Here is a 26,121-nt window from a genome sequence, read left to right as displayed (position 1 = left end):
TGGCATTAAACGTGTTTCGTCGACACGGCCGTGTCATCGGGAAAGGTGGATCGACAATGACGGAAAGCGCGGCTGAGTGGGCGTCTCCGGTGGATGTCAGAGCCACGTATCCGGGTTTGCGACCGGTGCGCGACACCCCGTCCGAGGCGGCGGATTTCCTGGCCGAAGTGCGTTCCGCCGGCGAGAAGTGGGCAGACGGCCACCACGGCGACGTGGTGAGCGTCCTGCTCGAGGCCGCCGGTGACGATCCCGAACTCGCCGAACTGGTGCGCGGCAGCGGCTCCATCATCGAGGAGTTCCTCGAAGGCTTCCGCCGCAACGCCGTGAAGCCGCAGAAGGATCTCGCTGCCGACCTGGTCGCGGGCCGCGAGGTGCCGAAGTCCGTGCTGCACGGTCTGGCGCCGCGCTATCTCGTCGTCATCGCTCGCGGCTCCGTGGCGGAACAGTTCACCGGCGTTCCGGACGAGATCGCCGGTCCGGGAGTGCTCAGCACCTCTCACGACGGTGACCTGGTGCTGCTGGTGCCCGACACCGACGCCGGCCGCAGGAGCCGCATCACCGAACACCTCGCCGGCCGGCTGGACGGCAACGGGTGGATCGCTGTCGCCAGGCGCGGCAGGGCCAAGCTCGCGGACGGTTTCCGCGAGGCGGCCGACGTGCTGCGACTCGTTGCCGCGGGCAGGCGCCCCAGCGGGATGTACAGCGTCCCCGACGTTCTCGTCGAGTACGCGGTGATCCGCCACCAGGAGGTCGCCCAGAACCTGGTCGACGTGATCAAGCCGCTGCGTGCCCACACCGCGCTGTGGGAGACGCTCGCCGCCCTGATCGCCGCGGACTACAACCGCAACAAGGCGGCGAACGACCTCTTCATCCACCGCAGCACGCTCGACTACCGCCTGCAGCGGATCGCGAGCGTCACCGGCTGCGACCCCACCAGCGGCCGCGGCGTGCAGGTGCTGACCGCGGCTCTGATCGCGGACTCGGTGCGCTGACCGCTTCTCCGTTCCGGGAATTGCGGGCGACGATTCTCGTTCGGACGTCTCGAACAATGTCGAAACTCCGGCAGCCTTGTGTTCGATGCATTCGACGCCTATGTTTCTGCTCCAGTTGAAGCGCTTCGATTGCTTCGGGAGTTCTTTTCCGGTCAAAGATGTTCGGAAGGGGTTTTGTGATGAGCAGGATGCTTCGCGCCCTGACCGCGATGACGGTCGCGGTTCTGCTGGGGCTGCTGGGTTCGGGAAGTGCCCAGGCGGCGACCTGGTGGACCTCGGACCAGTGGGGAACGTGGTCGAACGGCGGTTACACGCTGCGCAACAACATCTGGGGCAGCGGCGCCGGACCTCAGACGCTCTGGGCCAACTCGTACAGCAACTGGGGTGTGTGGGCCGATCACCCCAACACCGGCGGGGTGAAGTCCTACCCGCACGCGGCGAAGGCCGTGAACAGGAAGCTCAGCTCGATCGGCGGCGTGTCGAGCAGCTTCAACGTGAACGCCCCCGCGGGAGGTGCCTACACGACCGCGTACGACATCTGGGCCGACAACTACCGGTACGAGATCATGCTGTGGATGAACAAGTTCGGTCCGGTGGGGCCGATCGGGTCGTACCAGACCTCGACGTGGGTCGGCGGACACGGCTGGGACGTCTACCGCGGCACCAACGGTCACAACGAGGTCTTCTCGTTCGTTCGCCAGGGCAACACCGGCTCCGGCACGGTCGACATCAAGGCCGTGATGAACTGGATCAAGGACCGCGGCTGGTACGGCGACGTCACGCTGGGCGAGGTGCAGTTCGGTTACGAGATCACGTCGTCGAGCGGGGGCCTCAACTTCGGCACGAACAGCTTCTCCATTTCGTCGTGGTGATGTGACGCGAGCCGGAACAGGGTGTCAGCGAGGCCTGGAGACCTCGCTGACACCCTGTTCTTCTTGTGGCCGTTGCCCGGGACTCACACAGCCTGGAAGAACCATGCGACAAAGCCGGTTCCCGAATCTTCCCCAGCGGTCCTCGTTGCGCGTGCTGGTCATTCACGACTGCCGCTCCGCACCACCGGCGGTCGGCGGTTTTCTCCGTTCAGCCGGAATTCAGGTCGAAGCGGTCCCGCTCGGGGATCAGGTGCTGAACCAGATTCGCGCTCACACCCCGGACGTCGTGCTGCTCGCGGCAGGTGGACAGGAGGCGGCGGGCGCCCTGTTCGTCAGGACGCTGCGCGGTCTCCCCGGACGGCCCGGGATCGTGCTCGTGGCCGACGGCGGGCCCGCTGAGCTCTGTTTCGCCGACGACTTCGTCTCGCCCGGCGTGGCTCCGGCAGAGCTCGTGCTGCGCGTCGAGGTGCTGGCGGCCAGGCGCGCGCTGTCCGGAGCGCACGCGTCGTTGCAGGCAGGGCCGGTGTGGATCGACACGGAGGCCCGGCGGGTCCGGGTGGACGGACGCCCGGTGAGTCTGACGACGACCGAGTTCGAGCTGCTCTGCCTGTTGGTGCGCAACGCGGGCCGCGTGGTGACGAGATCGGTGATTCTCGATCACGTGTGGCGCTACGACTTCCAGGGCGAGTCGAACATCGTCGAGGCCAACATCTGCGGCCTGCGCCGCAAGCTGGCCGACGCGGACCGCTCGGTCATCAGAACGGTCCGCGGCATCGGATACCTCCTGGCCGCGGACGACCGCACCGAGATCTGAGGAACGGTTTTCCGAAAGATTTCCTGAACCTCCTTTCATGTGCCGCACCCGGCGACGTGTTGTAGTTGTCACACAGTTGAGGGGATGCGGATTCGAGAATCGACCGGCTCCCCGGACAGTACCTGAAACATTAGGAGCTGGTGGATCGTGAAGATGCGCCTCGGAATCGGCGTTGCTCTCAGCGTCGCCTCGGTCGCCGCAATGGCCGGAATGGCGGCACCCGCGTCCGCGGGTGTGCACGACTGTCCCGACTGGGGTGTGGCGTGCGCGTTCATGGACGTCAACTACGGCGGCAAGCCGATCTGGCAGGAAAGCCGGCCGGGCTACTACTCGTACACGGGTTCTTTCCAGAACACCACGTCGTTCATCAACCGGACCGGGTACACGGTCAAGCTGATCGGGCGTGAGGAGTACCTGGGTCTCTGCTTCAGCCCCGGCGTCGCCGTGCGCGACCTCCCCGACAACTGGGACGACAAGCTGCGGGCCATCGAGATCGAGCCCCACAACTACAACGGCTGCACCCACTGGGCGTGATGACCATGCGAACCAAATTCGTGCTCGGTGCGGTGGCTGCGGTGGCAGGTGTCGTGGCGGGACCGGTGAGCCCCGCTTCCGCGGCCCCGATCGACGACTGCCGCGGTCTGCAGCTGGTGTGCGTCTTCGAACACCCCAACCACGGCGGTGACGCCGTCTGGACGGGCGTGGAGAACGGCACCTACAACACCCAGTACCGCACGCGCACCACGGCGTCGAACGTCGTCAACGCGACCACCGACCGCTACGTGATCCTGCGCCCCGCCAGCGGATGGGGCGAGTGCAAGGTGTGGCCCAGGTCCGAGATCAACCTCCCCGGTCACATCAACGACAACCTCGGTCAGATCGTCATCGGCGGCTGGACCGACGTTCCGAGCTGCTGACCCCGCTCATCACAACCCGCACTACAAGTTGGAGGTAGCACGTGGAGTTCGGACGTTCTGTGCGCAGGTTCGCCGTGGGCGCGGTGGTCGCCGGGGTCGCGGTGGCGGGCGTGGTGACGCCCGCGCAGGCGGCGCCGTCGGATTCGGTCCAGGGTGCGTCGTCGTGCTCGTACTTCAAGCGCGCTCAGGTGGTCAACAAGTGGGAGGTCCTGCACAAGCTGCTCGACGGCGAGCTGCGCAACCGCACGCCGGAGACCCAGCAGATGGTGCTGGAGCGCTGGGTGAACGACACGCGGTCGACGGCGAACGAGTTCAGGGCCGAATGGAACATGTTCCAGGCCGTGTTCACCGCTCAGGTCTCGCAGACGGTGACCCAGGAGCACTCGGTCCAGCAGTTGGCGCGCAACCACGTCAACGTGCCGGGGTGGCGGACCTACTACGCCAAGGGCTCGGCACGTCAGTGGTACGTGGTGACCGACGTGACCGAGCGCCAGTCGAACTGCAGTTACCGGTCGTGGCGGGTGGAGGGCATCGTCGCCACCACCGACAGCATCGTCTGGGAGAACTGGGACGCCGGCCCTGCCTGAGCGCCGGTCGGCACCTGACTCGGTGATGATTCTGGAGATTTGAGATGAAAAAACTGCGCATCCTTTTGCTGTGCTTGGCGGCGCTGGTGACCCCGGTCGTCTTCGCGAGTCCCGCCCAGGCGGACGACAGGTGCGACCAGGCCAGGTTCTGCCTGTGGGAGCACCCCAGCTTCGGCGGGTACAAGTCGTACTGGTGGGAGAACGACCTCCAGCGCAACTACCAGTACGACATCCGGAGCTGGCCGCAGTCGAGGACCACCTCGTCGATCAAGAACAACACGGCCTACTACCTGCACATCTGGAACGCCGAAGGCAGTCACCGCTGCCTTCCTCCCGGCTACAACTTCTGGCACGTCGGCTCGGAGTACGAGGACAGGGTCACCCACCTCGGGTTGTACACCCACTGGTGCTGACCACGTCGTGACACAACGGGAAGCGCTCGGCGGGAGAGTTCCGCCGAGCGCTTCCTCGTTCAGCGCAACGTTTTTCCGTGATCGACGGAATGTTTTGGAAGATTTCTGAGTCAACCGTGGGAAAGATGACTGAAGTTCACATGCGGCTGTGGTCAAAGCCTGCTCCGGATGTAATTGTCACAACGGTGACTGGTTCAGGTGGCTTGGTCCTGTGGAGCGAACGATGAACGAAACCGGAACTGCCGTGGAGTCCGCCGAGGCGTTCGCAAGACGGGTGTTGCCGGTGTACACGGCGGCGCTGGCCGGTGACAGCTTCTGGGCGGCGGAGATCGCGGCGAAGGTGCGCCAGGTGGGCCTGCTGTGGGCTCGATCGGGGGGTGACCTCGACGTCCTGCTCGACACGGTCAACCAGATGGCCGGTGAGCTGATGGACTCGGCTCTGCGCGATCACCGCGGTCTGCAGCGGCGGTGTTCGGTGCTGCGCCGGTTCGGCGACGCCTGCGGCCGGGTCGCCGTCGAGCTGCTCTGGGGTTTCCGGCAGGCGAACCAGGACGCCTCGGCTTCCACCGGCCTCTCGCGGTCCTCGCGTGATCTCGCCCTCGCCCTGCTCGCCGGTGAGACCCGGCAACTGCGGTCGGCGGACGACCGGATCGCGCTCGGCTACGCCGTGGTCGCCGTGCGCACGAAGGGGGCGCCGGCGAACGCGGTGGAGAGCGCGTTCCAGTGGTGCGGCAGCCCCGGCACGTTGACACTGCTGCGAAACGGACGCGGCTACGTGCTGATTCCGGTGCACACGGAGCAGGAAGCCGCGCGGGTGTGCGAGCGGGTTGCCGTCGCGCTCCAGCCGCACGGCGTGTGGACGGCGGTCACGTGGGTGCGCAGCGCGCAGGTGCCCGACGGCAGGCAGACGGTGTCCGATGTGCTCGCGCTCGTGACCACCCTGCGACTGCCTCCTGGCGTCTATCGCCGTCAGGACGTGCTGCTCGAGTACGCGGCGATGCGTTCGCCCGGAACGGCCCGCGCCTTCCGGCGGCTGATCGAACCCGTCATGACCTCCGACGCGCTGCGCGAGACGCTGGAGGCTCTCATCGCCGAGGACGGCAACCGCAGCAGGGCGGCCGAACGGCTCGTCATCCACCGCAGCACCATCGACTACCGGCTCGACCGCATCGAGCAGCTCACCGGTCAGTCGCCGGGCACGTTGCCCGGTATGCGCACGCTGACGTCCGCGTACGCGTTGTGGTCGCTCTCGGAGGAGGAACCGGTGCGCGACTTCGACTTCGCAGAGCTCGGGCGGGCCTGAGGTCCTGATGTCCGGGCCGGTCAGTTGCCCGTGTTCTCGCGTGGGGCGGCACAAGTCGCCAGCGCGATGGCCAGCAGCTGCACGCCGCGGTCACTGGTGGGCTGGCAGCCCGTCAGTTGTTCGATGCGGCCGAGCCGGTAGTCCAGGGTGCTGCGGTGGATCTTCAGCGCGTCGGCCGCCTTGCTGCGGTTGCCGTTCGCCGTGATGAACGCCTTGAGCGTGGCGTGCAACAGGTCCTGCCGCAGGACAGGGGTGATCAGCGCGGTGAGCTGGTCCACCGTCGAGGGGTCCTGCAGCACCGCGTACTCGACGAGAACGTCGTCGAGCTGGTAGACGCCGGGTTGCCGCGCGCCGTCGCGCACCAAGTTCAGCACCGCATGCGCCTCCTCCCGGCGAAAGTCCACTTCGGACGATGAGCACCAGGACACGGCCAGCCAGGCTTCACCACCAAGACGTTGGTGAACCTGCCGGCACAGGTCCACGGCGCACTGCTCGTCCCGCGCCGGGACGAGCACGTAGCTGCCGTCGCCGGTGACGAGTGGGACCGCGTCCGGAACACCGCAGGCGGTGAACGCGTCGTCCAGCACGGTGGTCAGGTCACCGGAAGTCGTTCTGTCGCAATGCACTGCGACCACCGCGTAGTTGCTCGCCGCTCGTCCGTGCAGGTGCCGATCCCAAGCCGAACCGCTGGGACGTGGTTCCTGCTCGGCCGCGTACCCCTCCTGGAAGCCGGTCAGCAGCGCCTGCACGAACGCGGTGCCGGTGGCGCGGACGCGTTCCGCGAGCTCCGTGGTGTCGCCGATGGCGTGGCGCGCGGACAACGTCGCTTCGACGACGTTGTCAGTGACTTCGTGCAGCGCGGCGAGCACGGGGTCGAGCGGCCCGCGGGCGGCGGCTCGGCGCGCGCCCAGCTCGCGGAGCCTGGCGAGCTCGCGCTCGGGTGGGACGCCGGTGGCGATGGCCTCGCTGTGCGCCGTCACCGCGAGCAGCACCATCGGCCGCACGTCGGCCGGGTGGCGGCTCATCTCCAGGTCGAGCGCCGACAGCTGGTCCGCCACGATCCCGTCACCAGCCGGCGGCTCGTCGAACTGCGCACCGCTCGTGCCGGTGGTCGGTTCGCAGACCTGAGTCATGGCACTCCTTCGGTGTCCAGCCGCAGACCGGAGTCGACGGGTGACTCCTCGTGACGATGGTAGGTCCGTTTTGGCGGGTTTCCGGCTTCCTCGGGTGAGGTTCCGTGGAACTCGGGGACAGGTTGGGAATGTGCGAAACCGCCAGGCCGCCCTGGTTCTGTCCGGCCTGTTGGTGGTAGCTGGCGTGATCTGTAAGTGATTACATCAGCAGTTGTCTACTGCCAACCCGGTTCCGCTCACCGCGCTGTTCGGACTGTTCTCCGAATGTGTCGGAAAGATCATCGCGTTGCGGTGCCGGTCAATAGCCTGAGGAGCGAGTCGAGCTCGTGCGGTGAAGCTTCGGGAGGTGGGCGTTCAGTGGCGAAGCCCGTGTGCGGTGCAGAGGGTTCGCTCCTCTCCGGAGAGCGTGAACGGACGTGAAAGAACTCCACGGTGTCATCGCCGCCACCGTCATCCCCTACCTGCCCGACGAGCGCGCGCCGGCCGGGCTCCGGGTGGCCGTCGACCGGTACGAGGAACACTGCCGGTGGCTCGTGCGCAGCGGATGTTCTGGCGTGGTCGTCAACTCCTCGATGGGGGAGAGCGGTTCTCTCACCGTGCGCGAACGGAGAACGGTCACGCGTGCCGCCGTGCGTGCCCTCGAAGGGTCGGCGGACGTCGTTGTCGGTGTGCACGGTGGCGGTGGCCACCAGGTGGCGGAACGCGCGAACCACGCGGCCGAGGACGGCGCGGACGCGGTGATGTGCCTGCCACCGCTCGGTTATGAACCGACGTTCTCCGAGGTGCTGCGCCATTTCGGGGCGGTCGCGGAGGTCGGGGTTCCGCTGGTGGTCTGCAACGACCCCTGGATCTGCCAGGTGGATCTGACTCCCGAGATGCTCGCCGAGATCACCACTCTCGACAACGTGGTGGCGGTGTGCGACTTCTCCGGTGAGCCCGAGCGGACGTGGAGAACCGCGGCGCTGGTTCCCGAGGTGGTCGTGATGACGGGAACGGACAGGACAGTCGTCGAGAACGTCATCTCCGGCGCTCGTGCGTGGGTGGCGGCGTTGCCGAACCTGTGGCCAGAGCAGGCGGTGCGGTTGTTCGACCTCGTCGCCTCCGGACACCTCGCGCAGGCGCAGGCGCTGAGGCTCGCGCTCGACGGACCGCTGAGGTGGAAGGGCACGAGGGGAGAGGTGCAGATGGTCAAGTTCGGCATGGACTACTCCGGCCGGTACGGAGGTCCCTGCCGCCCGCCCCGTGACGCACTGGCCGTCGACGTGTTCGCCGAGGCCCACCGAGACGTGCAGAACTCGATCGCCGCACTGAGTGCGCGGGGGCGGTGCGAGGAGCACCGGTGACGTGATCACGCGGAACCACTACTGAGGTTGAACGTTCAGGGTCCATCAACGTGTCGCCTCTTGTTGTTTGGCGCGAAAAGCACGTTCGGGCCGATAGATGGCCCGAACGTGCTTTTCGCGCCAAACGCAACACGGGCGCGGTCAGGGCCGGTCGCGGCTCAGGCGCACGCCTTGCCGTTCATGGCGGGGGAGAGGAACGGTGGGGTGCCGCCGTTGTAGCTCGCGTTGTAGCCAACGGTCGCGGTGCCGCCGGTCGCGAGCTTGCCGTTCCAGGACTCGCTCTGGACCCGCACGGCGTCGCCCGTGTCGGTCCAGGTCCCGTTCCAGCCCTGGGTGACGGTCACTCCCGGCGCGGAGAACGTCAGCGTCCAGCCGTCGACGGCCGGACCGCCGTTCTCGATGACGATCTCGCCGGTGTAACCGGACGACCACGAGCTGACCACCCTGTGGGTCACCTTGCACGTACCCGGACCCTGCGGGGTGGTCGTGGTCGTGGTCGTCGTCGTGGTGGAGGTGGTTGTCGTCGTGCTGGTGGTCGTCGTGGTGGTCGGCTGCCAGTTGCCGGCGGCAGCCAGGTCGTACGCGCGCTGCGGGACGAACTGGCCGGCAGGCGCGATGCAGCCGTCGGCCTCACCCGGCAGCTTGACCCACAGGAACGCCGCGATCTGGCCGTCACCGGTCTGGTCGGTGCTGGGCGTGCCGATCGCCCGCCCTGCCGGGTCGCACCACTCGCTGCCGGCGGGGCCGTTGCCGTTGCGGCTGGTGTCGACCACGGCCTTGAGCCGCGAGTCGCCCACCGCGTTCAGCACCGACTTCGCGTAGGACACCTCGTCGCCGGTGAACCGGTAGTTGGAGACGTTGGTGGCGATGCCGTCGGCGCTGTTGCTGATGTCGGCCGCGCGCAGTCGTGAGGCGGCCTCGCCCGGCGACAGCCACGCCGAGTGGCCGATGTCGAAGTACACCTTGGTCTGCGCCGAACCCGACTTGAGCTTCTTGCCCGCGTAGGCCATCGACGCCTTCGTCTGGTTCTGCTGGTCGGCGGACTGGCAGTTCGACATCAGCGGCAGCACGTCCGGTTCCAGCACAATCGCCGCCGGACGTCCCGCGATGCCCGCCGCCACCTGGTCGACCCACGCCCGGTAGGCCTCGTGCGACGGCGCGCCGCCACCGCTCGGGCCACCGCAGTCGCGGTTGGGGACGTTGTAGACGACCATGATCGGGATCTTGCCCGCGGACGCGGCGGCGCCCACGAAGGCGTCGACCTCTCCCCGCACGGTGCCCGTGTTGGTGGTGGTGAACCACCTGGCCTGCGGGGTGGCCGCGAGGCGTTCCCGGATGATCGGTGCCTTGGAGTCGCCGGGGTTGGCCGCGACCCACTTGGCCGCGCTGGTGTCCGGATCCACGTAGAACGGTGACGGGGCAGCCTGAGCGCTGCCCCCGGCGGCGAGGGCGGCGACACCCGCGAGGAGTGTCGCCGCCACCACGCCGCTCGCAACAGCCTTGTTGCGCATGCGACGTATCCCCTTACAGAGCCGGGTAGGCGTTCTCGACGAGCATCTTGAACTGGGCCGGGAACCAGACACCGGCGTGCGGTGCGTTCGGCATCGCGCCGGTCAGGTTGCCGCCGTTGGACTGCTGGTCGCCGCGGAAGGCCGGGTCGCACATCGGGTCGTGCTGCTTGCCTTCCTCGTTCGGGCCACTGGTCTTGGTCGCGATGCCGTCGGACTCACCCGGCGGCTTGACCCAGACGTAGGCGTCGAAGTTCGGCCGCGGCGCGGCCACCGGGCGAAGGCCGATACCGGCACCGACCTGGTTGCACCAGTTGCCGCGGTGCAGCCGGCGGTCGACGCGTCCGGAGTTCACGTAGTCGTCCACAGTGGACCCAGTGGCTCCGGCGGGACGGTTCGCGCCGCCCCAGCCGTTGCGGGAGGTGTCGACCAGCATGCCGATGCTCGACGGGAAGCCCGCCGCCACGAATCGCCGGTGCAGTTCGGCGCCGAAGTCGGCCTCGTCGAAGTACGGGTTCCACTCGTAGAACTTCGCGGACTTGAGCGGCTGGCCGCCGACCGTCTTCATCGGATCGGCCAGGTGCGGTTCCTCGACCGGGGTGTAGTTCGCGGTGTCGGTGATGAAACCGTCGACGCTGCCGAAGCCCTTGGTGGTGCCCCTGACCACGTCGGTGTACAGCTGCACGGCCGGCACGATGTTGCTGTCCCAGCCCAGCCACGCGGAGTGCGCGATGTCCAGGTAGTTGTAGACGTTCGAGATCGCGCTCAGCTTGTTCAGCGCGTACTGGATGCCTTGCACGTACGCGCCGCTGGACTTGGCCTCGGCGCACTTGGGCTTGGCGGTGTTGGTGACGAGGTTGGGCAGCGAGTCGGGTTCGATGATCGCCACGATGCGCAGGTCGCGGTACTTCGTGTCACCGAGGATCGAAGCGATCGGGTCGATGTACTCGGCCTTGTAGCGCGCCAGACCGTTCTTGCTGATCTCGAGCTCACCGTTGGAGGCCAGCGCCGAGCAGTCGCGGTTGGGCAGGTCGTACACGACGACCTGGAACACCAGGGGCCGGCCGGCCGCGGCCTGCTGACGCAGTGCCTCGTCCAGGTGACCGCGCAGGCCGCGGCCCGCCGTGATCGCGCCGATGCGGTCCATCCACACGGCCGTCGAGTTCTCCGCCACCTTGCGCATCGCCGTGCCGAGTGCGCCACCAGTGCTGGTCGCCAGGGTGTTGACCTGGGTGACGTAGTCGGGGTTGAGGTAGCCGGCGGCACCCGCGTAGGGGTTGGGCACGTGGTCGCCCGGGTTCCCCGGTCCGGGGTCCTCCGAGGTCGTCGTGGTGGTCGTCGTCGTGGTGGTGGTGGTCGTGGTCTCGACCGGACCGCCCGTGCACGCCGTGCCGTTGAGCTTGAAGCTCGACGGCTTGTCGTTCGTGCCGGAGAAGGAGGCCTGGAAGCCGAGACTGTGCGACCCGCCGGTCGCCAAACCCTTTGCCCAGTCGGGGTTCTTCGCCGTGACGTGCTGACCGGACTGGGTGATCGTGGCGTTCCAGTGGTTCGTGATCCGCTGGTTGCCGCCGAAGTCCCACTCCAGGGTCCAGCCGTCGGAGATCGCGTCACCCAGGTTGTTCACCGTGACGTTCGCGGTGAATCCGGAGTCCCACTGGTTGGCTTGGTAGTCCACCGAACACCCGGCGGCCGCACTGGCCTGGTTGCCCACCAGTACCAGCGCACTCGCGCAGAGCGTCAGTGCCGCGACGGCTGATCCGCCGCGCACCAGATTCGTTGATCGCATGAGGGGTCCTCACAGCATCGTTGCCGGGGCTGATCTGGGAGCGCTCCCAGTGAGGTCGGGACAGTAACCAACAAAGACCAATTCAGGAAGAATTCGTCGAACTACGAATCAACGATCAGTGGTCGGTACCTTTGCACGCTCAGTGGTGCTTTGGGGTCAAGCCTCCTGCGGGGAATTGGCGTGTAACGATTTCCTTGCACGTGCAAGTTACTTTCCGTAGATGCGCCGTGTGTGGTGTTGGGCCGTTTCGGTGACGGATAACGTCCCGGAAACTTTTGTCCAATCTGTTTCGAGGGTGCTGCAGCTCGTGTCGAGTGGCGGAAATGGCAAGGCCATACGGCCTAGTAAATCTTAATTAGCCGATGTAACGGTTCGCCGATGTGAACTCGTCTCGCCCTGTTGTGGGCCGAACGGCGGCACAAGCGTTGGTGCTCGTATCGATTCAGCGTCGGCCGGTCTTCACGCTTGTGAACCGACCTGAGGGCTCTGCCCGCGTTTGCCCGCCCTTTGGCGTAGCGCGGGCGAACAATCGGCGGATGTTCGAGGGTTTGATGTCGGCAGTTGGACCAAATTGTGGGTTGACCCTCTTTTGGTGAGGTTTCTTGTCCGTTACAGTCCGCATTCTGGGAGCGCTCCCAGGTCGGCCTCTCGCAATCCCCCTGTCATTGGAGGCTCACATGCACCGGCGCATGTCGAGAGCGACATCAGCGACTGCGGCAGTCCTGTTCGCGCGGTCGGCCCCGGCTGAACCCGGGTTGTCGGGCAGACCATTCCGGTTCTGCGCGCTCACCCCGCTCACTCCCATCGGCTAGCTCCACCGCTTCGCGGGCACCTCCCGCGGCAAGCGCAGCTCCTGCACCACCCGGCGCGGCGGACTTCGCCACGGCTGCCGGGTGAGCAGTGACTTCACACCTCGGTGCGGGACGTTCGGCGTGCGCAGGCGTCCCGCACCGAATCCAGGCCCGCGGGTCAACGGCTGACCCGTGACGGAGGAGGAACGAATGAGGTACCGGACCAGAGCGGGACGGTTGCGCAGTGGGCCCGTCGCCCTTGTCGCGGCTGCGATCGTCACCGCGGCGGTGATGCCGGCCGTCGCGCAGGCCGCGGTGGCGTGCTCGGTGAACTACAGCATCACGAGCGACTGGGGCAACGGCTTCGTCGCTGACGTCGCCATCAAGAACGAGGGCGACCCCATCAACGGCTGGACGCTCAGCTGGACGTTCCCGGACGGTCAGCAGATCACCAACCTGTGGAACGGCAGCCACACGCAGTCCGGTGCCAAGGTCAGCGTCACGCCCGTGGACTGGAACAAGAACATCCCCGCCGGCGGTTCGGTGGCCTTCGGTTTCCAGGGCACGCGAGGCGGGGCCAACGGCAAACCGACCGACTTCGCGGTCAACGGTGTGTCCTGTGGTGGCGCCAACAAGGCGCCGTCGGTGGCGGTGACCTCGCCGACGGCCGGGCAGTCCTTCCAAAGTGGACAGACGATTCCGCTGGCGGCCACCGCGTCCGACAGCGACGGCACGGTGTCGAAGGTCGAGTTCATCGCCGACGGCGTCGTCCTGTCCACCGACACCACCGCTCCCTACGAGGGATCGTGGACCGGGGCGTCCGTCGGTGACCACGCCGTCGCCGCACGCGCGACCGACAACCTCGGCGCCGTAACGACGACTGCGCCGGTGCCGGTGAAGGTGCTGGCCGGGGCGACGATCGTGGCCTCCCCGGCGACGATCAACGTCAAGCAGGGCGACAAGGCGACCTTCGCGGTGACGCTGGCCAGCCAGCCGTCGTCCTCGGTCACCGTCGCGGTCGCCCGGTCGTCGGGCAGCGCGGACCTCACCGCGGCGCCGACGTCGCTGACGTTCAGCACGACCAACTGGAACACGCCGCAGAACGTCACCGTCACCTCCGCTGCCAACGGCGGTGATCTGGCGTCGGCCGTCTTCTCCGCCACCGCGCCCGGCTTCACGCCGGCTTCGGTGACGGCCAAGGAGATCTCCTCGACGATCCCGAAGTTCCAGGAGGCGTTCCTCACCCAGTACAACAAGATCAAGGACCCGGCCAGCGGCTACTTCCGCAAGTTCGGCGAACTGCTGGTGCCGTACCACGCGGTGGAGACGCTGAACGTCGAGGCGCCCGACCACGGGCACCAGACGACTTCCGAGGCGTTCAGCTACTACCTGTGGCTGGAGGCGAGCTACGGCAAGATCAGCGGCGACTGGGCTCCGTTCAAGTCGGCGTGGGCGTCGATGGAGAAGTTCATCATCCCGGCCAAGGCGGACCAGCCGACCAACGACAAGTACAACGCGGCCAAGCCCGCGACGTACGCGCCGGAGCACGACAAGATGACCGGCTATCCGTCCGAACTGGACAGCAGCGTCCCGGTGGGAGCCGATCCGATCGCGGCCGAGCTGAAGGCGGCGTACGGCACGGACGACATCTACGGCATGCACTGGTTGCTGGACGTCGACAACACCCTCGGCTTCGGCCGGTGCGGTGACGGCACCACGGCGCCGTCGTACATCAACACCTACCAGCGCGGGTCGTCGGAGTCGGTGTGGGAGACCATCCCGCAGCCGTCCTGCGACACGTTCAAGCACGGTGGCCCCAACGGTTACCTGGACCTGTTCACCAAGGACAAGTCCTACGCCAAGCAGTGGAAGTACACCAACGCGCCGGACGCGGACGCCCGCGCGGTGCAGGTGGCGATGTTCGCCGAGCAGTGGGCGACCGAGCAGGGCAAGCAGTCGCAGATCGCGCCCGAGCTCGCGAAGGCCGCGAAGATGGGCGACTACCTGAGGTACGCGATGTTCGACAAGTACTTCAAGAAGATCGGCAACTGCACCAGCCCGACGACGTGCCCCGCGGCCACCGGCAAGGACAGCGAGCACTACCTGATGTCCTGGTACTACGCCTGGGGCGGTGCGACCGACACGAGCGCCGGCTGGGCGTGGCGCATCGGTGACGGTGCCTCGCACCAGGGTTACCAGAACCCGTTGGCGGCGTACGCGTTGGCCAACGTTCCTTCGCTGAAGCCGAAGTCGGCCACCGGCCAGCAGGACTGGGCCAAGAGCATGGACCGTCAGCTCGAGCTCCTGCAGTGGCTGCAGTCGTCCGACGGCGCCATCGCCGGAGGTGTCACGAACAGCTGGGAAGGCCACTACGGCACGCCTCCCGCCGGCACGCCGACCTTCTACGGCATGTTCTACGACGCCCACCCGGTGTGGCGCGACCCGCCGTCGAACCGCTGGTTCGGCTTCCAGGTGTGGCAGATGGAACGCACGGCCGCCCTGTACCAGAAGACCGGCGACCCGCGAGCCAAGAAGATCCTCGACAAGTGGGTGCCGTGGGCGCTCGCCAACACCACGGTCGGTGCGAACGGGGCGTTCCAGATCCCGTCCGACATGGAGTGGACCGGCGCGCCGGACAACTGGAACCCGACCTCGCCGGGCGCGAACGCGAACCTGCGGGTGAAGGTGCTCAACCACAGTCAGGACGTGGGCGTGGCGGCATCGTTCGCCAAGACCCTGCTCAACTACGCGGCCAAGTCGGGCAACGCTCCGGCACGGACCACGGGTGAGGGTCTGCTGACGGCGTTGCTGTCCCACCAGGACGCCAAGGGCATCGCCATCCCGGAGACGCGGACCGACTACAACCGGTTCGACGACAAGTACAACGCCACCACCGGTGAGGGCGTGTACGTCCCGCCGGGCTGGACGGGCACCATGCCCAACGGCGACAAGATCGGCCAGGACTCCACGTTCCTGTCGATCCGCTCCTTCTACAAGAACGACCCGGACTGGCCGAAGGTGCAGCGCTACCTCGACGGCGGTCCTGCTCCGACCTTCACCTACCACCGGTTCTGGGCGCAGGCCGAGATCGCCACGGCGTTCTCGCTGCACGCGGAGCTCTTCGGATAGCAGGTCGGCGCCGGCACCCTCACCCCCGATCAACAAAGGAGTTGTTCGCGATGCGTGTTCGAACCCTCCGGCCGGCGGCACTGCTACTGGCCGCCGTCACGGCGGTGGCGGGGCTGGTGGTCGCTTTCAGCCCACCCGAGGCCACCGCTGCCACGACGATCTGCGAGAAGTTCGGCTCGACCAAGATCCAGGGTGGCCGGTACGTCGTCCAGAACAACGAGTGGGGCGCGAGCGACGGCCAGTGCATCAGCGTCTCCGACAACGGTTTCGCCATCACCTCCGGCAACCACAACGTGCCGACCAACGGAGCGCCCGCCGCCTACCCGTCGATCTACGCGGGCTGCCACTACGGCAACTGCTCCAGCGGCAGCGGACTTCCCTTGCAGGTCAACAGGTTCGGCACGCTCTCCTCCAGCGTCTCCTACAGCACCGCGAGCGGTTCCTGGAACGCCTCCTACGACCTGTGGTTCGACCCGAACCCCAACCAGTCGGGGCAGAACACCGGCGCCGAGCTGATGATCTGGGGCAGCCACCAGGGTCCGCCGCAGCCCATCGGCAGCAAGGTCGGTACCGCGTCCCTCGCCGGTACCGGCTGGGACGTCTGGGTCGGCAACATCGGCTGGAACGTCATCTCCTACGTCCGCCAGCAGACCACCAGCTCGCTCAACCTGAACCTCGCCGAGTTCGCGAACGACGCCGTGCGCCGAGGCCAGGTGCAGACCTCCTGGTACCTGACGAGCGTGCAGTTCGGGTTCGAACCCTGGCAGGGCGGACCCGGGCTCGCGGTGAACTCCTTCTCGTTCTCGCCCTCCGGTGACGGCGGTGGTGGTGGCCCCACCACGACCACGACCACCCCGAACCCCGGCGGTCCTGCGGCCTGCCGTGCCTCGCACAGGATCACCAACTCGTGGGGGAGCGGCTTCACCGCCGAGGTGACGCTCACCAACAGCGGATCGTCGACCGCGAACAACTGGCGGTCGACCTGGACCGCGCCGTCCGGTGTCTCGGTGACCAACGGCTGGAACGCGACCGTGTCGCAGAGCGGCTCGACGGTCACGGCGACCGCGCCGGGCTGGAACCCCGACCTCGCTCCCGGCCAGAGCGTGACGGTCGGCTACCAGGCCAACGGACAGGCCGCGGCGCCGAACGGCTTCACGCTCAACGGTGCGCAGTGCTCGTGAACCTGTCCTGAAGCCGTCCCCGATCCCCCGCAGGCCGTTCGCGCCACCCGCCCGGTGTGGACGGCCTGCGGGCCCTCGGCGTGCCCAGCTCTTTCCGAATCCGCGTGAACGCATTTCCGGTGAACATTGTTCGATTCGAATGTGGTCGAAGCGCCTGTGAATGACTTGACCCGCACCTGATTAGGCACCAGCGTCGAGTGCGGGGAAATTCGACGCAATGACGCGAGAGGAAGACTCTGTGGCGAACAATCGGCGATTACGGAAGTCGCGAACGCTCGTGGCCACTGGTGCGGTGGCGTCTCTGGTCGCGGCGGCGTTCACCGTCCAGACAGCCGGGAGTGCGGCGGCGGCGGCGACCGCCGGACCCGCGCTGTCGGTGGACGTCGCGGCGGCCCGGCACGCGATCAGTCCCGGCATCTACGGCCTCAACGGTGGCGATCCGGCGTTCAACGCCGAGATCGGCCAGACGGTGGCGCGCTGGGGCGGCAACGCGTCCAGCCGGTACAACTTCAAGAACCGCACCTACAACACCGGCAGCGACTGGTTCTTCGAGAACATCGTCGCCGACGAGGCTCACTCCGTCGAAGGCGTGGTCGGCTCCAACCTCGGCCGCGGCATCAAACCGGTCGTCACCGTGCCCATGGTCGGCTGGGTGGCCAAGGACTCACCGTCGTCGCACCCGTTCGCGTGCGGCTTCCCGGCGACCCGGTTCCCCCAGCAGGACAGGTTCGACGAGTGGGACCCCAACTGCGGCAACGGTCAGCTCGACGGCAAGAACCTCACCGGCGTGCCGACCGACAGCTCGATCCCCGCAGGCGCGGCGTTCGCGGGTGAGATGGTGTCGCACCTGGTGAACAGGTTCGGCACGGCGGCACAGGGCGGCGTGCCGATCTACGAGCTCGACAACGAACCGGTGCTGTGGGCCCACACGCATCGCGATGTGCACCCCGAGCTGGTGTCGATGGACGAACTCGGCGACAAGGGCACCGCGACCGCCGCGGCGATCAAGGCCGCCGATCCGAGCGCGGCGGTGCTGGGCCCGTCCGGCTGGGGGTACTGCGAGTGGGTCGCGTCCGGTGTGGACGGTTGCGGGCCGGGTGCCGACTCGGCCGCGCACGGCGGGCTCAACCTCTCCCAGTGGTACCTGAAGAACATGAAGGACTACAGCGACGCGCACGGCGGCACGCGCTACCTGGACTACTTCGACCAGCACTTCTACCCGCAGATCAGCGGTGACAAGACGCCCGAGGCCAACGCCCTGCGGCTGCGGTCCATCCGGTCGCTGTGGGACCCGACGTACGTCGAGGAGTCCTGGATCGGCCCCGGCGGGGTCAACGCGCCGCCGCTGCAGTTCATCCGCACGATGAAGTCGTGGATCAACCAGTACTACCCCGGCACCAAGACCGCGATCACCGAGTACAACTGGGGTGCGCTGGACGACATCAACGGCGCGCTGGCGCAGGCCGACGTCCTGGGCGTCTTCGGGCGCGAAGGCCTCGACCTCGCCACGATGTGGGGTGAGCCCAAGCCGACCGATCCGGGCGCCTACGCGTTCCGGATGTACCGCAACTACGACGGCGCGGGCAGCCGGTTCGGCGACGTCAGCGTGTCGGCGAGCTCCGCGGACCAGGGTCAGCTGTCGGTGTACGCGGCGGAACGCACCTCCGACAAGGCGCTGACCGTCGTGGTCGTGAACAAGACCGGCGGCGACCTGACCTCGCCGCTGTCGCTGGCCGGGTTCGACAGCACCGGTGCGGCGCAGCGGTTCACGTACGGCCCCGCCGATCTGGGCCACATCGTGCGCGGCGGCGATCTCCCGGTGGCGGGTGGTCGTGTCGACGCGACCTATCCCGCGAACTCCATCACCCTGCTGGTTCTGCCGCAGGCCGGGTGCTCGGCGAGCCTGCAGGTCAACGGCGACTGGGGCACCGGGCACGTCGCGACGGTGACCGTCACCAACAACCGCGCCGCGGCGCTGACCGGCTGGCGGGTCAGCTGGACGTGGCCCGCCGGTCAGCAGGTCACCAACTCGTGGAGCACGACCCTCAAGCAGGAGGGCACGCGCGTGGTCGCAGGTGATGCCGGGTGGAACGGCTCGGTCGGTGCGGGTGGCAGGACCACCTTCGGGTTCCAAGCCACCGGCAGAGCAGCCGCACCCACGTTGACCTGCATCCCCGTCTGAGCAGGCCCGCTGTGAGGCCGGTCTGCCCGACCGGCCTCACAGCCAGGTGCGGGTGTCGCGCCTGGCGAGGCGCTCCAGCAGCAGGTCGACCTCGTCCCGTTCGGTCCTCGTGAGGGTCCGTTCCGGCTTGCGCTGGGCGTCGCTGCGCAGGAGTCCGCGCCGGTGCAGGACGTGCTTGCGGACCGCGAGCCCCACCCCTGGTTGCTGCTCGTAGCGGATCAGCGGCAGGTGGGCGTCGAAGAGCTCGTGCCGTTCGTCACCGGTGAGACGGACGACGTCGACCAGGAGCTCGGGGAAGCAGTAACCGGTCATGGCGCCGTCCGCTCCCCGTGCCATCTCGAAGTCGAGGAACAGGCCGCCGTTGCCGCACATGATCGACAGGCGCGGCATCTCACCGTTCTCCTCCGCCGCGCGCAATGCGCTGATCTTCTCCAGCCCCGGCCAGTCCTCGTGCTTCAGCATGACCACCGACGGCGTCTCGCACGCGATCCGGCGCAGCGCGGGCACGGACATGACGACGGAGAACGTCAGCGGGTGGTCCTGCACGACGATCGGGACGTCGGGACCGAGCGCCGTCGCGGCCTGGGTGTAGTAGCCCACGATCTGGTCGTCGGTCCGGAGAGTGGTGGGCGGCGCGATCATCACGCCGGCCGCGCCCCTCGTCATGACCTGGTCGGTGAGGGTGCGCATCGTGCCGAAGCCGGGGGCGGACACGCCGACGACCACCGGCAGGTCGGTCCGGTCCAGAACCGCCCAGGCGATCTCGACCGACTCGTCCTGGGTCAGCTTCGGCGCTTCGCCCGTCTGCCCCAGCACGGTCAGGCCGTCGACCCCGACCGCGGCGTAGAAGTCGACGAGCCGGCGGAGCGAGTCGAGGTCCAGCCGCCCGTCGGGGTGGAACGGGGTGGGCACGATCGCGTAGACGCCTCGGGTGGACCGGTTGATCAGGCTCATGGGTCGGTGTTCCTCGCGATCAGGTGCTGGGGACGAGGCCGCCGTCGGCCCGCACGAGCGACCCGGTGACTTGGGGGGGACTGGCGAGGAACGCCACGACCGCGGCGTGCTCGGCGGGGTCTCCGCAGCGGCCGACGGGGATTGAGGCACTGGTGCCGATCCGGCCGGGGACGACGACGTTGACGGTGACGCCGACGCGGCCGACCTCGCGAGCCAGCGTCTTCGACAACCGCCCTGCCGAGCGCTCCGCCGGCACCCGGCCTGCGATCCCGAGATCCATCGCGCCCCTTCCGTTTTCCCGATGAGACGGAACCGGTTTCCGTGCCGGGCGCGCAAATACCAAAATCGTGTTCTCCGGATGGTTTTTGCCTATTACCGTCGGTGACGGGAAACGGCTGTCCGAGGTTGCGGAGCTCGGCCCTGGACACCCGTGATTCGCGGCTTCAAACCGGGTCTTCGAACTTGGCCGGGCACGGCAACCGGGATGGTGACGCAGAGTGCACAGAGGTCAGCCATCGACCCTGTCGCCAGATTGATGAGGGGAGCTTTCCCGAACCTCAGGTTCAGGGCTCCGGCAAAGTCCTCAGTCCGCCCGATATGTCCGGTGAGAGCGTGCACACACGCCAGGCGTTGTTGATGAACGGAACTTTTATCGACCTGGGGTGGATGAAGGTTCCGTTCATCCACCACCACAGGGCTCATTTCCCGCCCCTCATCAACACCGGACGGGACGGCACCAGCCCCCGCGATTGCGACAGCGACGGTTGCGCGACGCGCAGTTCGTTCGCGGCCCTGTTGAAGGAACCGGCTTCGCAGATCGCGACGAAGTACTCGAGTTGACGCAGGCGCACGGCAGCGGTCAGCCCGCGAGGCCGGGCAGGAGGTGGTCCGCCGACTCCTGGAGTTGTCCCCGCAGCGCGTCGAGGTCGACGTCGACGAGGGCGTGCTGCCGCTTGCGCCAGCGCCCGGCGACCATGACCGCCTCGATGTCACCGGCGCCCGCGTACAGCGCCGTCGCGACCGGATCGGTGACCGGCCACGTCCTCGGCGCGGAGCCGTCGATCACGACGAGGTCGGCCTGCATGCCCGCCTCGAGCCTGCCGACGCGGTCGTCGAGGCCGAGCGCTCTGGCGCCTTCGACCGTTGCCCAGGCCAGCGCCTGCTTGGCGGTGATCGTCGCGGTGAGGGAGAACGTGCCGCTGGTCTGCCGGTGGTGGTCGTGGTCGCGGCCGCGCTGGTGGGCCAGTGCGATCCGGGCGGCGGAGAGCACGTCGGCGGGCGCGATCGCGTCGGTGTCGGTGCCCAGTGACGGCGCGGCACCCAGCTGGAGCAGGTGACCGGTGACGGGGGAGCCGTGGCCCTGGCCGAGCTCGTTCTCGGGTGTGCAGGTGATGCTCGCTCCCTCGTCGACCAGGATCTTGATCCACTCGTCGGTGAGTCCGGCGCCGTGCACGACGTTGGCCGAAGGGCTCAGCAGCCCGGCAGTCCGCACGGCCTCCCACCCCGGTCCCGGTGCTCCGCCGCTCTGGTGCATCGACACGACGATCCCGCGCTCGGTGGCGGCGCGGAAGTCGGCGACCGCGACGTCCGGAGTGGACAGTTGCGGGCCGCGGACCGCCAGGCCGAAGGTCAGCAACGCGTGGGTGCCGGCCGGTCCGTCGAGCAGCCGGTCGATCTCGCTCACGGGGTGGGCCGCGTCGGCGGCGGAGTACGGGGTGCCGTGCAGGAAGACCCCGCGGATGCCGGACGACAGCAGGCCGTCGATCGCCGCGTCGGTGTGGTCCGGTGTGGGGGTGTTGTGGCACCAGTCGCCCAGGGTCGTGGTGCCGCGGTCGAGCTGGCTCAGCGCGCCCGCGAGCGTGCCGGTGCGCATGTCTTGCGGGCGGTAGTGCTGGGCCACGGCGCCGTGCATGCGACCGAGGTAGTCCGCGAGCGTCCAGTTGACGCCCACGCCGCGCAACGCGGTCTGCCACGTGTGCAGGTGCGCGTTGACCAGGCCGGGCATGATGATCCGGTCCGTGACGTCGACGATCTCCGCGCCGGTGTCGTCGAGGTCGGTGCCGATTCCGGCGATGCGGTCGCCGTCGACGAGGACGTCGGACCGTTCGGCGTCGGGCCGGTGCGGTGCCATGGTGATCACCTGCGCGCCGCGCAGCAGGACGCGGGTCATCGGACGCTCTCCTGCCGGGCCACTGGCGTCATCGCGCGAGCGGCTGTCTGCGTCGACGCGAGGAAGTTCCGCGTGGCGATGTGCCCGATGTAGCCGTCGGGACGGATGAGCAGCAGGGTGTCCCCCTTGATCCCGTAGCTGCGGCAGAAGTCTTCCCCGGCATCGACGACGACACGCCGCAGCGGCGCTCCCGTGGCCGGCCAGTCGAGTTCCTCGCCGGCGGCAGCAGCGTTCGGGCCGTGGGCGACGAGCGTGAAGTGCGGACCCCGGAAGGAGTCGAACAGGTGCTCCGGTGCGCCGTCCGTGCCGAGCAACTCGGCGTCCGGAGCACGATCACCGACCTGCAGCGTCGCTGTGCGGTCGCAGTCGGTGGGTGCGAGCGGGCCGCCGTAGTAGGTCAGCGACAACTGTTGCTCGTCCTTGCCGCGGCGCAGGCTCGACGGGTCGAGCTTCGCGATGCCTTCGTACTTCTGCGTGGACAGTCCGAGCACACCCGCGGCGATCGGCAGGCGTTCGGCTTCGTAGCTGTCCAGCAGCCGCGCGTCGGCCCCTGCGAGGACCTGGCCGAGTTTCCAGCCGAGGTTGTAGGCGTCCTGGATACCGGTGTTGAGGCCCTGTGCGCCGGCGGGGGTGTGCACGTGCGCGGCGTCGCCGGCGAGGAAGACCCGGCCGCGGCGGTAGGCCTCCGCCAGGCGGATGTTGGGCCGGAACACCGACCGCCAGCGGATGTCGTGCAGCTCGATGTTGCGGTTGCGGGTGTGCGCCTGGATCCGCCGGGTGATCGCCTCCGCGCCCTCTGGCGGGTCCTCGTCCGGGGCCAGGCGGATCATCCACTGGAACAGGTCGCTGTGCGGCAGCGGGCAGGCGCCGGCGAACCGGCCCTTCACTCCCGGCCAGATGTGCCAGCGATCGCGGGACACACCGGTGGTGACCGCGTCGACGATCAGCATCCGGTCCTGTTCGTCGGTCGTGCCGAGGAAGCTCAGGCCGAGCTGGCTGCGCACGGCGCTCGAACCACCTTCGGCTCCCACCAGGTAGCGGGCCGTGATCCTCTCGGTGCCGCCGTCCCCGATCACCGTCGCGGTGACCGACGTGCTGTCCTGGACGAACTCGACGAGCTCCTGGCCGTACTCGACCCGGCCGCCCAGCTGTTCGAGCCGGTCGTGCAGCACGCTGTCGGTGCGGTACTGGGGAATCAGCCGCGTGTTCGGGTGGGGAACGTCGGTGGTGCGCTCGCGGTTGCGGAACATGCGCCACGGTGCGGCGACCGGTCCCAGGTGGATGCCGAGACGCGGGTAGTCGCTGCTGCCGGCGAGGATGTCGTCGATCGTGCCGAGGTCGTCGAACACCTCCAGCGTCCGCGGCTGGATGCCCTTGGCGCGTGAGCCTTCGAAGGAATGCGGTGCCTTGTCGATGATGCGGACGGTCACGCCGCGACGCATCAGGTCGATCGCCAGTGTGGTGCCGGTCGGGCCTGCGCCGGCGATCAGCACGTCGATGGTCCGGGAGTTCTCGAGGTCGTTCATGGTCAGAGCCGATCTGGGTGGGGAACGGCGAACGCGGCGAGCAGATCGCCGACGTCTCGGGGCCGTTCAAACGGGGCCATGTGGCCGCATTGGGTGATGACGTGGGTCTGTCGTGGCCGCAGCAGCTCGGTGACGGTGCCGAGGTGGGTGATCGGGGTGACCTGGTCGTCGTCGCCCCACACCAGCAGGGACGGGATGCCCAGCTCGCCCGTCGCGCGGAAGAGCTCCTGCCGCTCGTACAGCGGGAAGTCCTGCAGGGTCTGGAAGAACGAGTAGAGCGAGCCCTCGAACCGGTAGGCGTCGCGCACCATCGCGACCAGTTCGGCGGACAGCGCGGGGTCGCGGACGTTGTGCCCGAGGTGTCCCTCCAGCAACTTGCGGCCGAAGCGCTGGGCGACGAACCCGCTCACGAAGTCGTTGCGCAGCAATTGTTGTGGCAGGGGACGTTGACCCAGGCCTGCTGGTCCGACGACGGTGAGCGTGGCCACGGCTTCCGGGTACCGGTTCGTGTAGGCCATCGCGACGAGAGCACCCATGGAGGTGCCGACGACGTGCCACGGGGGAGTGAGGTCCAGCGCGGCAGTCAGTTCGGCCAGCTGCCGGACGAACAACGCCTCGTCGTAGGTGCGGCGCACCCGGTCGGAACCGCCCCGGCCGTAGGCGCTGCAGACAAGAGTGCGCAGTCCTCGGGCGTGCAGCTGCTCGACGGCCCTGTCCCAGTAGAACAACGGGATCGTGATGCCGCCGACCAGCACGACGAGCGCGCCGTCTTCGGGGCCCGCCAGCTCGTAGTGCGTCACACCGTCGGACAACTCGACGTAACTGCCGCGCAGCGTGCGCCGCGTCGTCTCGTCGAGCCGACGGTCCTCATCGGACGCAACGAAGTACCTCATCGCCGCTCCTCCTTCGTGCGCAGGAACTCCGCGATCGCCGTCGCCACCCAGTCCGGGTACTCCTCCGGCAGCAGATGCCCGCCGTCGGGGTGCACGCGCTCCTGGGCGTTCGGGATGTCGCGGGCGAAGTGCTGCCCGTCGATCTCGGCGCTGCGCAGGACCAGTGTCGGGGTGGAGATCCGTGTGATCTCGCCGCTGCGGTCCGGCTGGCTCGTGTTGGCGAAGTCGACGAACGCCGACCGGTTCCCGGGACGGCTCGTCAACGCGTGCACCCGATCCACCATGGCGTCGTTCACGATCGCCGACTTCGGGCCGACCGCTTCACGCAGCCCGCGTTCGGTCGCGCTGCGCGGCAGCCATCGCCGCAACACGGGGCGCAGCAAGGGATTGCGCGCCAGTCGCAGCCCGGCGGGCAGCGACTTGCCCGGATAACCCGTGGCGTTGACGAGCACCAACCCGTCGACCCGCTCGGGCGCGTCCAACGCCAGGTTCCACGCGATGTTGCCGCCCAGCGAGTTGCCGGCCACCGCGAAGTGCGGCACGTGCAACGCGGTCATGAAGCGGGCGATCGTTCTCGCGTACGTCCCGACGCGGTAGTCGCGGTCCGGCCGCGGCCCCGTCCGTCCGAAGCCGGGCAGGTCCGGGCGGATCACGTCGTAGGACGACGACAACAGCGCGGCCACCCGCTCGAAGCCCTCCAACGACGAGCCGCTGCCGTGCAGCAGCACCACCGTCGGCCCCTGACCTGCTCGTTCGTAGTGAACGCGCAGGCCGTCCACCGAGACGACCTCGGTGCCGGAGGTGGGGTTCTGGTTGCTCTTCATAATGGCTACAGTGTTGCCGTTATTGTGGGGGGTGTCAACCGGAGGTGAATACTGATGCGTGTGACCAGTTCGTCTCTGCATGCCGCCGGCGGCACCGAGTCCACTCGGCGCTCACGTGGCCGTCCCGCCGTCCCGCTGGACCGGATCCTCGCCACGGCGTTGCAACTCGTCGACGAGGAGGGCGCCGAGGCCTTGTCCATGCGGACTCTCGCGCAACGGCTCGAATCCGGCACGGCCACGCTGTACCGCCACTTCACCAACCGGGCGGTGCTCGTCGGGCACGTGGTCGATCGCGTTCTCGGTGAGGTCGAGCTCGATGACGAGGCGCTGGCGAAGATGAGCTGGGACCAGGCCTGTCAGGCGCTCGCCCAGGCGATGTTCGACACGCTGGGCAGACACCGCAAGGTCGCGCCCCTGCTCGTGGAGCAGACGCCGATCGGGCCCAACGCGATGATGCTGCGGGAGCGCAGCCTGGCCGTCCTGCTCGGCGGTGGCCTGTCTCCGAGTCTCGCGGCACGCGCCTACGCGACGCTCGCTCGTCACGTCCTGGGTTTCGCCATCCAGCTCGCCGGATCCGAGAACGCGGCCGAGCAACAGCAGGTGTCGGCGTACTTCCACAAGCTGCCGCCCGCCGACTTCCCGGCCACGCTCGCGGTCGCGGACTCGTTGCCGGTGCCGCTGGAGGACGAGTTCGCCTTCGGGCTGGAGCTGATCATCAACGGATTGCGTCAGCTGCACGCCCGCTGACTTCTCCTGGCGAACGCCGGCATCGAGTCGATTCGACACGAATGCGTCTCGGAGGA

Annotated in this window: 23 protein-coding genes; 13 read left to right on the top strand and 10 right to left on the bottom strand. The window is 68.1% G+C overall.

Annotation, left to right across the window (positions count from 1 at the left end; all coding sequences use genetic code 11):
• Positions 1 to 56 precede the first annotated feature (56 nt).
• The 8 genes from ACFOWZ_RS30185 to ACFOWZ_RS30150 all read left to right on the top strand — a co-directional run bounded on the left by ACFOWZ_RS30185 (position 57) and on the right by ACFOWZ_RS30150 (position 5,898).
• Positions 57 to 992, top strand: a complete 936-nt coding sequence (locus ACFOWZ_RS30185) for a PucR family transcriptional regulator (RefSeq protein ID WP_382377300.1) — start codon at positions 57 to 59, stop codon at positions 990 to 992.
• Between the two features lie 188 nt (positions 993 to 1,180).
• Positions 1,181 to 1,864, top strand: coding sequence for a glycoside hydrolase family 12 protein (locus tag ACFOWZ_RS30180; RefSeq protein WP_449280287.1), 684 nt, complete (start codon positions 1,181 to 1,183; stop codon positions 1,862 to 1,864).
• Between the two features lie 103 nt (positions 1,865 to 1,967).
• Positions 1,968 to 2,678: a response regulator transcription factor gene (locus ACFOWZ_RS30175; protein WP_382377298.1), complete on the top strand. Its 711-nt coding sequence runs from the start codon at positions 1,968 to 1,970 to the stop codon at positions 2,676 to 2,678.
• A gap of 153 nt (positions 2,679 to 2,831) precedes the next feature.
• Positions 2,832 to 3,212, top strand: coding sequence for a peptidase inhibitor family I36 protein (locus ACFOWZ_RS30170; RefSeq protein ID WP_382377631.1), 381 nt, complete (start codon positions 2,832 to 2,834; stop codon positions 3,210 to 3,212).
• A gap of 5 nt (positions 3,213 to 3,217) precedes the next feature.
• Entirely contained in the window at positions 3,218 to 3,595 is a 378-nt protein-coding gene (locus tag ACFOWZ_RS30165; protein WP_382377297.1) for a hypothetical protein, read from the top strand.
• A 41-nt stretch (positions 3,596 to 3,636) separates the two neighbouring features.
• Positions 3,637 to 4,182 carry a hypothetical protein gene (locus ACFOWZ_RS30160; RefSeq protein ID WP_382377296.1) on the top strand — a complete coding sequence of 182 codons (546 nt, stop codon included), beginning with the start codon at positions 3,637 to 3,639 and terminating at the stop codon, positions 4,180 to 4,182.
• Positions 4,183 to 4,226: 44 nt separating this feature from the next.
• Positions 4,227 to 4,595, top strand: coding sequence for a peptidase inhibitor family I36 protein (locus ACFOWZ_RS30155; protein ID WP_382377295.1), 369 nt, complete (start codon positions 4,227 to 4,229; stop codon positions 4,593 to 4,595).
• Positions 4,596 to 4,818: 223 nt separating this feature from the next.
• The gene (locus tag ACFOWZ_RS30150; RefSeq protein WP_382377294.1) at positions 4,819 to 5,898 is read left to right on the top strand and encodes a PucR family transcriptional regulator; all 1,080 of its coding nucleotides are present in this window, start codon (positions 4,819 to 4,821) and stop codon (positions 5,896 to 5,898) included.
• Positions 5,899 to 5,918: 20 nt separating this feature from the next.
• On the opposite strand, the gene ACFOWZ_RS30145 is transcribed toward ACFOWZ_RS30150, so the two are convergent.
• Complete coding sequence (locus ACFOWZ_RS30145; protein WP_382377293.1) at positions 5,919 to 7,031, bottom strand: PucR family transcriptional regulator; 1,113 nt, start codon at positions 7,029 to 7,031, stop codon at positions 5,919 to 5,921.
• 416 nt (positions 7,032 to 7,447) lie between these two features.
• Between ACFOWZ_RS30145 and ACFOWZ_RS30140 the strand changes: the two genes are divergently transcribed.
• Positions 7,448 to 8,374 (top strand): dihydrodipicolinate synthase family protein, encoded by a 927-nt coding sequence (locus tag ACFOWZ_RS30140; protein ID WP_382377292.1) that lies wholly within the window; start codon positions 7,448 to 7,450, stop codon positions 8,372 to 8,374.
• A gap of 158 nt (positions 8,375 to 8,532) precedes the next feature.
• Here the strand turns inward: ACFOWZ_RS30140 and ACFOWZ_RS30135 are convergent, their stop codons facing one another.
• Both ACFOWZ_RS30135 and ACFOWZ_RS30130 read right to left on the bottom strand, forming a co-directional pair.
• A complete protein-coding gene (locus ACFOWZ_RS30135) occupies positions 8,533 to 9,885 on the bottom strand; it encodes a glycoside hydrolase family 6 protein (protein WP_382377291.1) in 1,353 nt (450 codons plus the stop codon).
• Between the two features lie 13 nt (positions 9,886 to 9,898).
• Positions 9,899 to 11,668: a glycoside hydrolase family 6 protein gene (locus tag ACFOWZ_RS30130; RefSeq protein WP_382377290.1), complete on the bottom strand. Its 1,770-nt coding sequence runs from the start codon at positions 11,666 to 11,668 to the stop codon at positions 9,899 to 9,901.
• A 1,001-nt stretch (positions 11,669 to 12,669) separates the two neighbouring features.
• Here ACFOWZ_RS30130 and ACFOWZ_RS30125 point away from each other — a divergent pair.
• From ACFOWZ_RS30125 to ACFOWZ_RS30115, 3 genes are all read left to right on the top strand, one after another.
• Complete coding sequence (locus ACFOWZ_RS30125; protein WP_382377289.1) at positions 12,670 to 15,588, top strand: glycoside hydrolase family 48 protein; 2,919 nt, start codon at positions 12,670 to 12,672, stop codon at positions 15,586 to 15,588.
• 50 nt (positions 15,589 to 15,638) lie between these two features.
• Positions 15,639 to 16,769: a GH12 family glycosyl hydrolase domain-containing protein gene (locus tag ACFOWZ_RS30120; RefSeq protein ID WP_382377288.1), complete on the top strand. Its 1,131-nt coding sequence runs from the start codon at positions 15,639 to 15,641 to the stop codon at positions 16,767 to 16,769.
• Between the two features lie 292 nt (positions 16,770 to 17,061).
• A complete protein-coding gene (locus tag ACFOWZ_RS30115) occupies positions 17,062 to 18,951 on the top strand; it encodes a glycoside hydrolase family 44 protein (RefSeq protein ID WP_382377287.1) in 1,890 nt (629 codons plus the stop codon).
• 36 nt (positions 18,952 to 18,987) lie between these two features.
• On the opposite strand, the gene ACFOWZ_RS30110 is transcribed toward ACFOWZ_RS30115, so the two are convergent.
• The 7 genes from ACFOWZ_RS30110 to ACFOWZ_RS30080 all read right to left on the bottom strand — a co-directional run bounded on the left by ACFOWZ_RS30110 (position 18,988) and on the right by ACFOWZ_RS30080 (position 25,318).
• A complete protein-coding gene (locus tag ACFOWZ_RS30110) occupies positions 18,988 to 19,905 on the bottom strand; it encodes a dihydrodipicolinate synthase family protein (protein WP_382377286.1) in 918 nt (305 codons plus the stop codon).
• 19 nt (positions 19,906 to 19,924) lie between these two features.
• Positions 19,925 to 20,185: an SDR family oxidoreductase gene (locus tag ACFOWZ_RS30105; protein ID WP_382377285.1), complete on the bottom strand. Its 261-nt coding sequence runs from the start codon at positions 20,183 to 20,185 to the stop codon at positions 19,925 to 19,927.
• Between the two features lie 418 nt (positions 20,186 to 20,603).
• Positions 20,604 to 20,756, bottom strand: coding sequence for a LysR family transcriptional regulator (locus ACFOWZ_RS30100; RefSeq protein WP_382377284.1), 153 nt, complete (start codon positions 20,754 to 20,756; stop codon positions 20,604 to 20,606).
• A gap of 8 nt (positions 20,757 to 20,764) precedes the next feature.
• A complete protein-coding gene (locus tag ACFOWZ_RS30095) occupies positions 20,765 to 22,075 on the bottom strand; it encodes an amidohydrolase family protein (protein ID WP_382377283.1) in 1,311 nt (436 codons plus the stop codon).
• Complete coding sequence (locus ACFOWZ_RS30090; protein ID WP_382377282.1) at positions 22,072 to 23,601, bottom strand: FAD-dependent oxidoreductase; 1,530 nt, start codon at positions 23,599 to 23,601, stop codon at positions 22,072 to 22,074. Before ACFOWZ_RS30090 ends, ACFOWZ_RS30095 begins: the two co-directional genes overlap by 4 nt.
• Before the next feature lie 2 nt (positions 23,602 to 23,603).
• A complete protein-coding gene (locus tag ACFOWZ_RS30085; RefSeq protein ID WP_382377280.1) occupies positions 23,604 to 24,494 on the bottom strand; it encodes an alpha/beta fold hydrolase in 891 nt (296 codons plus the stop codon).
• Positions 24,491 to 25,318, bottom strand: coding sequence for an alpha/beta fold hydrolase (locus ACFOWZ_RS30080; RefSeq protein WP_382377279.1), 828 nt, complete (start codon positions 25,316 to 25,318; stop codon positions 24,491 to 24,493). The genes ACFOWZ_RS30085 and ACFOWZ_RS30080 overlap by 4 nt, the downstream gene beginning before the upstream one ends.
• A 54-nt stretch (positions 25,319 to 25,372) precedes the next feature.
• Here ACFOWZ_RS30080 and ACFOWZ_RS30075 point away from each other — a divergent pair, with 54 nt between their 5' ends.
• On the top strand, positions 25,373 to 26,065 hold the full coding sequence (locus tag ACFOWZ_RS30075; RefSeq protein WP_382377278.1) for a TetR/AcrR family transcriptional regulator: 693 nt from the start codon (positions 25,373 to 25,375) through the stop codon (positions 26,063 to 26,065).
• The last annotated feature ends 56 nt before the right edge of the window (positions 26,066 to 26,121 follow it).

This window comes from Lentzea rhizosphaerae (assembly GCF_042649515.1).
GTDB classification, from domain to species: Bacteria; Actinomycetota; Actinomycetes; order Mycobacteriales; family Pseudonocardiaceae; genus Lentzea; species Lentzea aerocolonigenes.
Note: the sequence above shows the minus strand (reverse complement) of the source record. Positions and strands in the feature narration are given on the sequence as shown.